The following is a 13,489-nucleotide window of genomic DNA, read 5'->3' on the forward strand; positions in this document are numbered from 1 at the left end:
CGAATAAGTGGATATAGGTTGCGGTCGATTTGGCTGTCATCGAGCAGACGGATCAATTCAGAGTTTTATAGTCATGATATAAAAATTATTAGAAGGAAGGCCCGCCTTAGAGGGTGACCTTCTCCGCCTCATCCGGGGTATATCCCTCGTGGACTACCTTGCACAGCCTTCTTACAAGGAGAGTTGGATTCTCTGCCTGGAAGACATTGCGGCCGAAGGCCACCCCTGCTCCGCCCACCTGAACCGCATAGTAGACCATCTGCAATAGATCCCGTTCAGTGTCCATCTTCGGTCCGCCGGCGATGACAACAGGCACGCTGCAGCCTCTTACCACCTCCTGGAAGGTGTCAGGCGAGCCGGTGTAATTCGTCTTGACTATATCCGCCCCCAACTCCGAGCCTATGCGTGCGGCCAGCTTCACATGTTCTACATTATGCTCAGACTTCACCTTTGGCCCGCGTGGATACATCATGGCGATCAGGGGTATGCCCCATTGGTCGCAGCTTCGTGCCACCCTTCCCAGGTCATGGAGCATCTCCGCCTCATCGTCGGCGCCGACGTTAACGTGGATGCTCACGGCATCCGCTCCCACTCTTATGGCGTCCTCGACGTCCGTCACCAAAACCTTGTGATTTGGATCAGGACCTAGTGAGCTGGATGCAGAGAGATGAATGATCAATCCCACATCCCTTCCATATCCCCGGTGGCCATGCAATGGCAGGCCCATATGTCCCAGGACGGCGTTGGCCCCGCCTTCTGCCACTTTGTCTACCGTGGCCGGCATATCTATCAGTCCGGCAATGGGTCCTACAGATATTCCATGGTCCATGGGAATGATGATGGTCCTGTGCGTCTTGCGATCCAGGATGCGCTCCAGCCTGATCGCCTTTCCGATCTTGCTCATGAAGGTGGTGGATGTTTATTCTGAAATTAAAGATGGTGGTCGAATGAAGAAGAGGAGAATGAAATGACAGGAGTGGATGGAACGGGTCTCTGATGGGCAACGAGACCAGCAGAGCGCTTAAATATCTTCGAGTATTTCCATAGATGGGGATTAATATGAAGTGGTCGGTTGTCTTATTCTGCGTTATAATATGGAACGCGCTCTTTGGAGCTGCAGTGGGTGACGTCTACCCTCTGACGGTTGAGGGGGTGGGAACGGTGACCGTTCCTGCAGATATAGTCACTATCTCCGTCTCGGTTGAGAGCAGCAATGAAAATATTACTCAAGCCCAGTATGAGGTCGGAGAGGAGATGAACCGGGTGATATCCGCCTTGAAGAAAGCGGGGGTCAAGGACGAGGAGATCCTGCCCGGCCAGGGAAGCGGCATATCCAGCTTCCAGTCATCGAGCAAAGTCTGCAAGACGGTGAATAACACCACTGTATGCGAGAATGTCACAGAGAGCGCATCCACTCTGCAAAGGTCCACAGTCATCCGTCTCCAGGCCAAAGATGAGTCCGGGATCGATAAGGTGCTGGATGCCGCTCGATCGGCAGGGGCCAACGCCTATGTGGCGGGATACTACCTGAAGGACTCAAGCGACGCCCGGGCAGAAGCCCGCAAGAAAGCTCTGGCCGATGCCAGAAAGAATGCAGCTGCCATAGCCGCGGATGCTGGGGGAAGCCTGGGAAAGGCCATGGATATCTTCGCTTATCCCGATCTGGGAATAGACTATTCCTATGGCGGAGGCTCGGGCGAGGGCAGGATGATGGATGTCAACTCCAGGGTCATGGTGACCTATGAGTTTATCTTATAAGACACTTCAATGACATCGGTATAAAGGGGTTAGTCTATGAAAAAGATATGCAGTGTATTAATGGGGATGCTGCTATTGTCATTGGTCATACCTGCAATGGCGGCGGATAATGGAACAGATGTATCTAAGCTGAGAGTGGATGGCGAGGGCAAGGTGAAAGCTGCCCCGGATATGGCAACGATAGTTCTTGGGGTTGAGACCCGGAGCACAAGCGCAGCAGAAGCAGCTGAAGAGAATGCTATCCTGATGAACCAAACCATCAATGCCCTGCTCGATGCGGGCATCAATGAGAGCCAGATGCAGACCAGCAGGTTCAGCCTGACCACAATGCCTCAGGACGAGCCCCGGGGCGCTGATGCAACGCAAGAGCCTCCGACCTTCCTGGCCACGAACCAGGTAACAGTGAGGCTGGAGAATACTGCGGACGTGGGCCGGGTCTTGGATGCGGCGGTAAGCGCGGGCTCAAACAGCATCCAGGAAGTCAAGTTCGACCTCAAGGATCCAACCCCTCAGAATGATGAGGCCATGACTATTGCCATCAAGGATGCGCAAAGGAAGGCTCAGGTTGCCGCCAGCGCCGCCGGATTGGAGCTGGGAAAGATCCTGGAGATAACAGTAGGCTATGGATATGTCATGGAGGCTTCCAGAAGCTATTCATATGCAATGGATGCTACCCCGATCCAGCCAGGAGAGATGGAAGTGACGGCCAGCGTGAATCTGGTTTATGAGATCTCTTGAGATGTCCTCAAGAGGCCTCATGCCTCTATTTTCTATCCACCAGATCCATATCGGCTAGATATACATCGGTTCAGGCGGCTTTGAGTCCTTTGCTGCTGATCCCTCGCCAAACAGCTCCTGGAATTTCCAGACCACGTAAAGCTCACACTTGAAGTTCTCTCTTATCGCTTCCATCAGCCTGTCCTTGGTCAGGCCGTCGTAGTAGATCTCCCGGGTGAAACGAATGCTCCGCATATCCTCTCCTGCAGGCTCGATCTCGAAGCTGGACTGGCGGAACAGGAGGTCGTAGCGTATCTGCCACATGAGCCTCTCTTTCTGCTGAGGCAAAAGATGCATGATGGCCTTTTGATGGACATCAGCCAGCATTATCCGGCTGAAGATCACAACCATATCCTCGTGGCCCTGGGGCTGAATGATGCTCAAATGCCTGCCTGACCGGGCAGGATATTCAGCAGCGATCTGATAGTATAGGCTCTCGCTGGGCACCTCTTCCTTGAATATGTCCTCCTGTACAAGCCAGGTCTTAATTCGATCCCGAACATCGGCTATTTCTGGGGCGACCATCACGAGCTATCAACTCCTATGATTCAAATATTTTAATAAAAACTAAAAAAAAGAATGTGTCTGGGTCTTGCTCTACTCCAGCACGCTATGCAGCGGGAAATGATGAATGCCCAGCTTCCCCTCGTAATTGGCTGCGGTTATCTTCAGAATGCCAGGCACTTGACAGGCAGCATGGATTCCCGCCCGCATGGCGTTCTCTATGGCCTCCCGGTCAACGCCATTGATCACTATCTCAAAGACGCAAGAGACATCCTCCGCCAGAACGCAGACACCATCCTCCCGGAGCGATGTGCAGAAGGCGGAGTTGGTGGAGGCCTTGAGGAACTTGTACTTTGAGCCCACCTTCGATCCGCTGGAGACGACACCTCCCGGGAAGGGGGTGATAGCGCCCTTGACCTTGCGAATGGAGTCTATCGCCGCCTCGGCTGCCATCAGGCCGGACATCTGATTCTGGCCCAGTATCAGGAAATTGCCTCCAGCGATTCCTTCGACCGCTCCAAAGCTGTTCTCGATGATGAAGTCGCCGGACATGAGAGGTATCTTCCAGATGTTTCGTCCAAACATCTCCTCTGTCTTCTGGTAGCCATCCCCGAAGAAGCTCAGCTTCTTGCCGGTATCAAACTGTTTTTCCGCATCATGCATGCCGCTAAAAGCAGCAGCAGTGGGCGCAGTGAGCACGCACTGGCCCAGCCTCATGAGCAATGAGTTCTCCAGGTTCTTGAAGCCCATGTTGCATAAGAGGATGTTCACACCAGGCCGGCCGTCGACGGTCTCTCTTCCATCCACGAGGCATTCTATGCCCGCCTCGGCAGGACATCCAATCACTGAGGTTCCAAATCCCGTGGCTTCCCTCGCCGCCTCCAGTGCCCACCTCTCTGTCACTGCTGTGATCTGCACCCTTGCCATCTTAATGGGAAAAGCTTCAGCAAAGGTATCATCAATTTGCACACCATTGATCTCCATAAACAACACCTCAAAGTTCACTTCCGGTGCCTTTCAATCCGGATTATATGCCGCGAGAATAAATCCCCCATTAGGCTCAGCAGAGCAAGCCAGGGCAGCAGCCGCGCAGACCGGCCTCTCAAAGGAGAGATCATAGGCTTTGCGGGCTATCCCGGCCACATCCCAGGCCGACATCGAGACATCCTCGAAATTGGTCTTCTCATATGTCGCCACCATTAAGGCCTGGTCCTCATCCAACCTGAACTGCTGCACCCGGAGCTCGTCCTTCCTGGCGATCCCCAGCCATGCCCTGTTCCCGCGCACAGCCCCAGCGATGCGGGGTGTGTCCAGCTCATCCCTCTCGTGGCCGTAAGCGAGCAGGCTCAAGGCCATGGAATCTCCCGGACTCTGCCCGTCCTCTATCCTCTCTGTGATCATATCGGTATGAGTGCCATTGGTGACCACTGCCACATCATCTGCCACCCGAATGCAGTTGTAGGAGATGTAAGGGTTCCGCGCCAGGTCCGCAGGATCCAAAGGCATAACTGTTATCGATTTATCATGGACCTCTGCCCTCCGGTTGGGAAAAGAGCGGGAGGAGACTCTGTAGGCGACAAAGCTCCTTCCCTGGGCACGGCCTGCGACCACGATCCGGCCTACATACATCTTCAATCAACCAGATTATACCTGGCGATGTTTCCATCTGCCAGTGCTTTGATATGCTTCAACATATCTGCGCCATTGGGCTTCTTGAAGAGATGCTTGTAGCGGCCCTGCAGGCGGAGATACTCCTCGACAGGTTTGGGTCGGCGGATCTTCTTCACCCCCACCAGCTTTCCATCGACATACTCCGTGAGGGGCCACAGGCCAGTCTCCACTGCGAGACGAGCTAGCTCAATCATGGTTCCAGCATCGAATGTCCAGCCAGTGATGCAGGGAGCGTTGACCTGGATATAGGATGGTCCATTGGCCTTTAGAGCCTCCTTGACCTTCCTTCTCAGGTCCACCGGATAGGCCACTGAGGCGGTAGCCACATAGGGCACACCATGAGCCAGGGCGATGGCCGGCATATCCTTCTTGGGCCGGGGATTGCCCATCGATTCTGATCCTGATGGGGTGGTGGTTGTGTGAACGCAGAAGGGCGTGGAGCCGCTGCGCTGCACTCCGGTGTTCATATAAGCCTCGTTGTCATAGCAGACATAAAGCACCTTATGGCCGCGCTCGAACATGCCGGAGTTCGAGCCCATACCGATATCGAATGTGCTCCCGTCTCCTCCTATCACCACAACATTGGTATCCTGGCCCCGGCGCTTGAGCATGACCTCCACGCCAGAGGCCACTGCAGCTGGGTTTTCGAACAGGGAGTGAATCCAGGGAACGCACCAGGCGCTCTCCGGGAAGGGGGTGGTGACAACCTCCAGGCAGCCGGTGGGCGAGACCACAATGGTATTCGGCCCGGCCGCATCCAAGACCAGCCTGATGGTGGTGGGCATGGCGCATCCCGCACAGGCCCGGTGGCCCGGTGCCAGCAAAGATCTTTCCATTTTTAGAAGCCTCCTAAAGAATCTCCTTTCTCAGATCCAGGAACTCGAACTCGCACTCGATTCCCTTCTCGGCGGCAAGGGCTTTCTCTACTATCTTTCTTATGTCCTTGAGAGTGATGTCCCGGCCTCCCAGACCGGCGGCAAAGCCGATAATAGGCGTTCTGATCTGGGTGTTATAGAATGCTGCCTTGAGATCCGTCAGCAGACCAGCCTCGCTTCCTATGGCGACGTCCTTCTCCAACACCGCGATCACCTTGGCGCCGGACAGGGCCTTGCGCAGGGCTGCAACCGGGAAAGGCCGATAGCATCTGATCTTGATCAGGCCCACCTTGAGGCCCTCCGCCCTCAATTCATCGATGGCATCCTTGACGGTGCCGATGACTGAGCCCAAAGTGACTAAAACCACCTCTGCATCATCGGCGTAATAGCTGTCTATGAGCCCACCGTAATATCGGCCAAAGGCCTTCTCGAAGTCCCTGGCCACCTGCTCTATCTTTTCCAGCGCCTTTTGATGGGCCTCGAACTGCTGATAGCGGAACTCCGTATAGGTGGATGGATCGGCGAAGGCTCCAAAGGTAAGGGGATTGTTCGGGTCCAGGATGTTTGCCGGCTTGAAATCAGGCAGAAATTCCCTTGCCTTCTCTTTGTCCAGGAGCTCCACCGGCTCGTAGACATGGGTGAGGATGAACCCGTCCATGCAGACCATGATCGGAGTTCGGATCTCCGGATCTTCGGCGATCTTATAGGCCTGAAGGGTGGCATCCACTGCTTCCTGCACATTCTCCACATAGATCTGCAGCCATCCCACGTCGCGAGCGCCAATGGAATCCTGCTGGTCGTTCCAGATGTTCAGGGGAGCCCCAATGGCGCGGTTGGCCACGGTCATCACAATGGGAAGCCTCATGCCTGAGACGTTGTAGAGGACCTCGTACATCAGAGCCAATCCCTGGCTGGTGGTCGAGGAGTAGCCTCTGCCGCCGCATGCGGTGGAGCCGACCAGGAGGGAGAGCGCCGAGAACTCGGAGTCAACCGTCAGGAATGCGCTGTCCAGCTCGCCATCAGCCACCAACTGGGAGAGGTTTTCCACAATATGGGTCTGAGGGGTAATGGGATAGGCGGAGATCACATCCGGCCGGCAACACATGACCGCATGGGCCACTGCATAGGAGCCCTCAACCACTCTCATATTTGCAGTATTCTGGGGCATACTGCTATCGCTTCCTTTGCTCATCACTTATCCTCCAAGACCATGGTAATCGCCATGCGTGGGCATTCATTGGCACACACGCTGCAGCCTTTGCAGTAATCCAGGTCAGGGACAAACTGCCCATCTACCTGGTGGATGCAGCCCTCTGGACAGTAGATCGCACAGAGGCTGCATTTTATACATGCCTTATGATCGACAACGGGCACAAAAGTCCGCCAGGCACCGGTCTTCGTTATTCTGGTGCTGCACGGATCTACCAGTTTACCAGCCTTAATTTCCATCAAGAAACCCTCTCGTAGGCTGTTTTAATGGCCAGCAGGTTTTTCTTCCCCAATTCTCCCCGGAAACGCTCGGATATGGCTTTGTTCAGGCTCTCCAGCCCCACCTCTCCGCTGGCACCGCAGAATGCGCCCAGCATTGTGGTGTTCACAATGGGCCTTCCCAAAACCTCCATGGCGATCTTGGTGGCATCGATGGTGATGACCTCGGCCTTTGTGTCAAGCTTGAGCTGCTCACCTGAACGGTCGGTGTTGATTATTATCTTGCCGTCCGGTTTGAGTCCACTGGCCACATCGACCACGTCCAAAAGGGTCACGTCCTGGACGATGACATAGTCTGGTTCGTATATCTGGCTCCTCACTCGGATGGGTTTATCGGCTATTCGGGCAAAGGCCATAACCGGCGCACCCCTCCGTTCTACTCCAAAGGCAGGAAATGCCTGAGAGAACCTCTTATCCTCAAAGGCGGCAACGGCTATTATCTCAGCTGCCGTGACCGATCCCTGACCTCCACGGCCGTGTAATCGTATCTCTTTCAAGGGCTGACCTCCTGTATCTTGCGCACTGATCTCCTCAACTGCTGCGAAAGAGAGATGAGCAAATATATCTCTTTCGGAGCCATATCTATGGCGCCACCTAAGAGGATCTCACTATTGTTCCGCAGATGGCGATGAATAACAATATGGAAAACAACGCTCCGAGCAGCCTCTCAAAAATGAAAGCCCATTTTGTCCAGAATCTGGATCTTCCTTGTATTAGAGGCAGGAGAGGGGGATCGATAAATAACCGAGTACCGGACAGGAAGACTGTGAAGCTGAAGCCCAGGATATCTAAGATATCATTATCAATCCACTCTTCGCCCCCCGGCAGAACGGATGGCGTCATATCGTTGGGACCGCCAAGCCCCTGTCTCCACCAGAATAAGGCATAGACCAGAACAATGGCGATCGAGAAGAGAAGCGCATTGAACGGCTTTGTGCCATATCCATAAAACCATTCCAGCGGATAGTCTATGAGCTTCCTGAGCCATTCTTCTCCCGCATTTGCCGCGGGCCAAGGCTCTGCTCTATGCTCCTTCCGGTACTGGAAGTAGCAGCTATCATGATCCTCGAAATAGCCCAGGCCGTTAAAGTTCTTCATCAAAGACATATAAGCAGCATCGTCATAGACAAGGTGCCCTGCAATGTCATGCCATCTGACAAAGAGCTCATCATATCTCGTCCTTGTCAGCGAGAGCTTGCGATGAAAGGTGGCATTCTCGAAGATCAAATCTTCCTTAAACAGACTGCCATTGAAACTGGCATCTTTATTGAACACCACATCGCTAAAGTAGGTATCTCTATAAAATCGATCATTAATGAATCCGGCATCGCCGTTGAATTTCGAGCCCCAAAAGTAGGCAGATCCGTTGAATTCCGAGAGCATGAAGCTCGCAGGGCCGTTGAACTCAGAGAAAATGAAGTTCGCATTATCTTTGAATTCTGAGTCTCCGAAGTAGGCATGGCCATTGAATTTTGAGCGCATGAAGTTGGCATCTTTATGGAATTCCGAGTGCCCGAAGTGGACATCTCCATTAAAGATGGTTGAGTCAAAATCTACTGAATCCCGAAAGACTGCCTGATCAAAATAGACTGGCGGCTCAATCGTCATTCCCTTGAGGCTCAAATCACCTTCAATAGTGCAATTTTTAAATTCCGCTGGCTTGCCAGACTTGATGACCTCTAAAACATCTTCCGCCGGAATGATTCTATCATCAGGGATCCCTGCCGATAATCCGATTATAAAAAAAAGAAAAGCCAGGACCAAACCATGAATTCGACTCAGAAGCTCTGCCTCCTGGGAGAAAATGGACAGTTTAGCTAGATAAATTTTAGGCTCCACATAATTCAGCGAAGAGCCAAATTTTATCTGAATGGATGGTCGAATCGGTTTGTTCTACCACAAAATCGGGATAAAAGAAAAAACGTGAGGCCTCAGGCCTCGTCCTCGGGGTACTGGGAGACCATGTTGCCCTCGGGATCCAACAGGACGGCCAGATCGCCGCTGTTGTTCCAGATGGATGTGCTCCGGTCCCAAAAGAGGTTCTCTGTATCGTCGTCTCCCTCGCCCGTGTGCACGACAACTTTAGCCCCGGCAGCAAGGGCGAAGTCGGGGAAGGTATAGGTGTGGTTCTGCGCATCGGCTAGAGTCCATCCGGCCATGTTCACGTCTGAAGAGCCTTTGTTGGTGATCTCTACCCACTCATCATCCAGGTTCTCCTTCTCCGGACTGGTGGCCACGAAGTTGGCGGAGGTTATGGCGATCTGGAGATCTGTCGTGCTGGCGTTCTCCTCTTCGGCAAGGGCTGTGCCGAGGAATGTGATGGCAAGAAAGATGCCAAAAATCCCTGCAAGTAGTTGTTTTTTCATTTTTTATTCTCCTTAATGTCAATTCCCTGATTTAAGGTGTGGATCAGAATTCTCTTAAGTTATATAAATTTTTCTACAGTAATACAGCATAATAATTAGGCTTTGCCCAGTTATATTGCACTACCTCAAACCATGGCTGTTTAAGCGCCTGAGCGTTCTGGATTTTGATATTGAGAGGCGATAGCATGCATCTGTGCTGTCAATCCGCCAGCGCCTGCGAGCTCATCATACTGCCAGACATCGAGATGGAGACCGGAGACGAAAAGTGGATATCTCTCCAGGCAGAGAGGATTTTTGTGACAGAATCACCGGCTGTCTGGCCATAGCTGCATCCCTTCTCCTTCCAGGGGACTCATTCATATGCCTTATGTGCCGGCCCCCCTCATCCTTTCATACTCCGCCAAGACCCCCCCAGTCTCCCCCAAGGCCACTACCTGGCCGCGGTTCATGAGCATGCAGCGACTGCATAGCGAACGCACCGTGGCCAAAGAGTGAGAGACCAGGAGGATGGTCTTGCCCGCTTTGCGAATCTCATCTATCTTATCGCTGCATTTCTTCTGGAAGGACTCATCCCCCACCGATAAGACCTCATCCACCAGAATGACATCCGGATTGGTCTGGATGGCAGTGGCAAAGGCCAGCCGCACATACATCCCCGAGGAGAAGTTGCGCAGCTTCATGTTCTCGAAGCGTTGCAGCTCAGAGAACTCCATTATCTCATCGTATCTCTGGTCTACCTCCTTATGGGTCAGGCCCATTATCGCCCCGTATAGGTAGACGTTATCCCGGGCGGAGAGCTCCGGCTGAAAGCCGACTCCCAATTCCAGAAAAGGCGCGATTTTTCCGTTTATCTCCACTCTGCCGCTATCCGGATAGAGAACTCCCGCCAGAACCTTAAGCAGAGTGCTCTTGCCGCAGCCGTTGGGCCCGATCACCCCAAAGGTCTCGCCATGTTTTACAGCGAAGCTGACATCCTGCAGGGCCATGAACTCATCATAAGAGCTGGTGCCTCTCCCCACCAGCCCGGCCAGGTGCTCGAAGACGGTGAGCTTCTTCTCTTTCGGTATTCTAAAATTCTTGGAGATGCCCTCCACCACTATTGCATTGCCGTTAGTCCCCCGGCCTATGCCGCCCTTCACCAGGTTCAACTTATCCAGGCCCTTATTGATCTCGGCGAGAGGCAGAGACATATTCAGATCTCCTCCGCAAACCTACGCTCCAGCTTCTTGAAGACTAAAGTGCCAACAACCATGATGAACAGACCAGCTGCAATTGTTACGGCCACATCCTGCGGTGCAGGCAGTTGATGGTAGAGCAGCACATCCCTATACATCTGTATCAATGCGGTCATGGGATTGAGCATATAATAGTCCAGATACTTCGGCGGCACAGTGCTGAGGGGATAGACTATCGGCGAGAGGAAAAATCCGATCTGAATGAGCACATCCCATATCTGGTTAAGATCACGGTAATAGACATAAAGAGCTGCCAGGATTAAGCTTATTCCATATACGATAAGGAAATAAATCATATGTATAAAAGGGAAGAGCAGGATATAAGGCGAGATTCCCGCGCCAAGGATAATGAGCAGGGGCACAAGCACCAGGAACTCCAGAATTGAGCTTATCAGGTTGGACAGAACCACGCTCGTCACCAGAACCTGGCGTGGGATATAGATCTTGTTCACCAGGCTGGGTTTGCCCACGATAGCCCCCATGGCAGCTGAGCTTCCTATGGCCATGAATCGCCAGCTTACGATGCCGATCAGCAGGTAAAGAGCGAAATTGTCCTGATTAGCATTGAACACATTACTGAATACCAGATAGAGGACCAGCATCATAAGAAGCGGATTCAAGAGCGACCAGGCAAAGCCCAAAACGGAGCTCTGGTATTTTACCTTAAGGTCGCTGATGGTGAGAATCTTGATCAGCTCCCTATATTCAAAGATCCACATCTTAATACCTCTTTATCCTAATGCCCCTTCATCCTGCCCCAGATCTCAACGAATCTCTTGATCTGGGAATAATCTGCCCGGCACACGACATCCTTTCGCTTTTCCATCATCTTTACGACGCCCTTCAGAGCATCGAGCTTCGATTTAAGGATGACCCCACCCTGGCCGCGCAGAGCATAGTAGGGGATAACTGCCAAATTTCTGGCCACTATAAAAGGCAGAGAGGTGATCAGAAGCCTGAACGGAAAATCCTTGATCGGATACCATACAATATTCCTGTTGCCATAATAGACGGCCAGATCCGATCCCACTCCGGCAGTTCCTCCATGGTGGTGAATTACCCTGGCACCAGGCACATATAAGCACTTCCAGCCGGCCAGACGGGCCCGAAAGGCCAGATCCACATCCTCCAGGTATAGAAAGAAATCCTCATCGAAAAGACCGATCTCATCCAGCATCTCCCTTCTGTAGAGCGCCGCTCCCGCACAGGCTCCAAATACCTCTTCCACGAATTCATACTGCCCTCGATCCGGCTCGAACATCCCCCGGTCCCAGGCAGCTCCGCTCCTGGAGATGCATATCCCGGCAGAGTTGATGCGCCCATCGGGAAACAGCATCTTTGCAGCACAGACTCCGACCTCGGGATCGGCCATGGGCTTGATCAGCTCCTCTATGAATCGGCTGTCCGCCCTGGAATCGTTGTTCAGGGTGATGACGAATTCCCCTTTCGCTGCCCTTATTCCGACATTGGTTCCACCGGCAAACCCCAGGTTCTCATCGTTTTTGGCCAGCCTGACCCAGGGATAATTTTCCTTAACATACTCAGGACTGCCGTCCCTCGATCCATTATCCACCACTATCACTTCAAAATCTGAATAGGTCTGGGAGGCAAGGGAGGAGAGGCAGCCATCCAAGAATCCTTTGCCATTATAATTCAGCACGATTACGCTAATCAATTCCATCTCTAGAGCAATTCCCGGTAGACCCTTTCAATCTGCTCTGCTGCTCTTCGCCAGCTATACTTTCCAATTGCGAGCTTCCTGCCTTCGGCTCCCATCCTTCCTGCCAGGTCATCATCCTTCAGGATGGCGAGCATGGACGATGCCAGAGCCTCTTTATCATTGCATCTCACCACCATTCCTGCCCCACATTCATTAATGTCTCCGGCCATGCCCATGATCTCGGTGACAACCACCGGCCTTTCGCAGGCCATAGCCTCCAGGGGAACGATCCCAAAACCCTCCCTCCTGGGATCGGTGGAGGGGAGGGCAAAAAGCTTGCATCCATTGTAGTACTCGATGAGCTTCTCGGAGGGGATAAAGCCAGCGAAGCTTACGTTATCACCGATGCCCAGAGAGTCGGCCATACCCCTATAACAGTCGAGCATACAGCCCCTCCCTCCCACCACCAGTCGCACATCGGGCAATTCTTGCTTCATGATCTTCAAGGCAGCAAAGAGGACCTCCAGCCCTTTGTACCGATGGAACTCATCCAGGACGCTGAGGAAAAAAATATCGCCTTTCGGGGGAGCCTCCTTGGGCCTGAAGGCCTCAACGTCTATGCCCAGGGGTACGAAGAAGACCTTACCGGCATATTCCTTAAGATATGGCGAAACATATCGGTTCCTGGTCACAATGATGCCGCCGGCGGACTTCAAGAGCAGCTTAAGAGCGGTTTTGTTGTAGATCCAGGCGATCTGCCCTGCCCATCCTTCACCGACTATGTCATTATGATACGTCAGGACAAGAGGCCTTTTCTTTAACAGCGAGATCAGGCCGCTCCAGTCAGCGCTCCAGGGAGTGGGAAGATGAGTGTGAAGGATATCGAAATCCTCCCTATACAAGGCCAGGGGCAGATATGGAGTGATGCTGGTATTGGCCATTTTTCCCCTGCTTTTCTGTGTTTTTGTGTGAATACGCTGATCAATATCGTTTTCCCCCGGCCCGTCCGCGCATATCACCCCCACATCATGCCCCATCCCGACGAGCTCTCTGGAGAGGTTGCGAACATAGCTCTCCACTCCACCGGTGGCAAAGATCCTCGCCGGGGTCTGCAGTATTTTCATGTCTCCTGCCTTATGTTAGATCATTTTTATT

General features: G+C 52.9%; 16 protein-coding genes. 2 read left to right on the forward strand and 14 right to left on the reverse strand.

What is annotated here, in order from left to right; genetic code table 11:
* Positions 1 to 106: 106 nt before the first annotated feature.
* Positions 107 to 904, reverse strand: a complete 798-nt coding sequence (locus BP727_RS11330; protein ID WP_013719178.1) for a 2-amino-3,7-dideoxy-D-threo-hept-6-ulosonate synthase — start codon at positions 902 to 904, stop codon at positions 107 to 109.
* A gap of 155 nt (positions 905 to 1,059) precedes the next feature.
* Between BP727_RS11330 and BP727_RS11335 the strand changes: the two genes are divergently transcribed.
* Together BP727_RS11335 and BP727_RS11340 are read left to right on the forward strand one after the other, a co-directional pair.
* Complete coding sequence (locus BP727_RS11335; protein WP_013719177.1) at positions 1,060 to 1,758, forward strand: SIMPL domain-containing protein; 699 nt, start codon at positions 1,060 to 1,062, stop codon at positions 1,756 to 1,758.
* 36 nt (positions 1,759 to 1,794) lie between these two features.
* Positions 1,795 to 2,496, forward strand: coding sequence for an SIMPL domain-containing protein (locus BP727_RS11340; RefSeq protein ID WP_013719176.1), 702 nt, complete (start codon positions 1,795 to 1,797; stop codon positions 2,494 to 2,496).
* A 54-nt stretch (positions 2,497 to 2,550) separates the two neighbouring features.
* Here BP727_RS11340 and BP727_RS11345 read toward each other — a convergent pair whose 3' ends face one another.
* From BP727_RS11345 to BP727_RS11405, 13 genes are all read right to left on the reverse strand, one after another.
* Positions 2,551 to 3,060, reverse strand: coding sequence for a DUF2299 domain-containing protein (locus BP727_RS11345; RefSeq protein ID WP_273271103.1), 510 nt, complete (start codon positions 3,058 to 3,060; stop codon positions 2,551 to 2,553).
* A 72-nt stretch (positions 3,061 to 3,132) separates the two neighbouring features.
* Entirely contained in the window at positions 3,133 to 4,023 is an 891-nt protein-coding gene (fhcD, locus tag BP727_RS11350; protein ID WP_273278014.1) for a formylmethanofuran--tetrahydromethanopterin N-formyltransferase, read from the reverse strand.
* Between the two features lie 33 nt (positions 4,024 to 4,056).
* On the reverse strand, positions 4,057 to 4,668 hold the full coding sequence (locus BP727_RS11355) for an IMP cyclohydrolase (protein ID WP_013719173.1): 612 nt from the start codon (positions 4,666 to 4,668) through the stop codon (positions 4,057 to 4,059).
* 2 nt (positions 4,669 to 4,670) lie between these two features.
* Entirely contained in the window at positions 4,671 to 5,546 is an 876-nt protein-coding gene (locus BP727_RS11360; RefSeq protein ID WP_013719172.1) for a thiamine pyrophosphate-dependent enzyme, read from the reverse strand.
* A 13-nt stretch (positions 5,547 to 5,559) separates the two neighbouring features.
* Positions 5,560 to 6,777: a transketolase C-terminal domain-containing protein gene (locus BP727_RS11365; protein WP_013719171.1), complete on the reverse strand. Its 1,218-nt coding sequence runs from the start codon at positions 6,775 to 6,777 to the stop codon at positions 5,560 to 5,562.
* Complete coding sequence (locus BP727_RS11370) at positions 6,777 to 7,034, reverse strand: 4Fe-4S binding protein (RefSeq protein WP_013719170.1); 258 nt, start codon at positions 7,032 to 7,034, stop codon at positions 6,777 to 6,779. Before BP727_RS11370 ends, BP727_RS11365 begins: the two co-directional genes overlap by 1 nt.
* Complete coding sequence (locus BP727_RS11375) at positions 7,034 to 7,570, reverse strand: pyruvate ferredoxin oxidoreductase subunit gamma (RefSeq protein WP_013719169.1); 537 nt, start codon at positions 7,568 to 7,570, stop codon at positions 7,034 to 7,036. Before BP727_RS11375 ends, BP727_RS11370 begins: the two co-directional genes overlap by 1 nt.
* Before the next feature lie 97 nt (positions 7,571 to 7,667).
* The gene (locus tag BP727_RS11380; protein ID WP_286858896.1) at positions 7,668 to 8,912 is read right to left on the reverse strand and encodes a pentapeptide repeat-containing protein; all 1,245 of its coding nucleotides are present in this window, start codon (positions 8,910 to 8,912) and stop codon (positions 7,668 to 7,670) included.
* A gap of 92 nt (positions 8,913 to 9,004) precedes the next feature.
* A complete protein-coding gene (locus tag BP727_RS11385; protein WP_013719166.1) occupies positions 9,005 to 9,439 on the reverse strand; it encodes a lamin tail domain-containing protein in 435 nt (144 codons plus the stop codon).
* Positions 9,440 to 9,804: 365 nt separating this feature from the next.
* The gene (locus tag BP727_RS11390) at positions 9,805 to 10,629 is read right to left on the reverse strand and encodes an ABC transporter ATP-binding protein (protein ID WP_273271097.1); all 825 of its coding nucleotides are present in this window, start codon (positions 10,627 to 10,629) and stop codon (positions 9,805 to 9,807) included.
* Positions 10,630 to 10,631: 2 nt separating this feature from the next.
* Positions 10,632 to 11,393 (reverse strand): ABC transporter permease, encoded by a 762-nt coding sequence (locus BP727_RS11395; protein ID WP_013719163.1) that lies wholly within the window; start codon positions 11,391 to 11,393, stop codon positions 10,632 to 10,634.
* Positions 11,394 to 11,410: 17 nt separating this feature from the next.
* Entirely contained in the window at positions 11,411 to 12,355 is a 945-nt protein-coding gene (locus tag BP727_RS11400) for a glycosyltransferase family 2 protein (protein WP_013719162.1), read from the reverse strand.
* 2 nt (positions 12,356 to 12,357) lie between these two features.
* Entirely contained in the window at positions 12,358 to 13,458 is a 1,101-nt protein-coding gene (locus BP727_RS11405; protein WP_286858900.1) for a glycosyltransferase family 4 protein, read from the reverse strand.
* Positions 13,459 to 13,489 lie beyond the last annotated feature (31 nt).

The sequence above is a fragment of the Methanosaeta sp. UBA356 genome, from assembly GCF_002496465.1.
GTDB classification, from domain to species: domain Archaea; phylum Halobacteriota; class Methanosarcinia; order Methanotrichales; family Methanotrichaceae; genus Methanothrix; species Methanothrix soehngenii.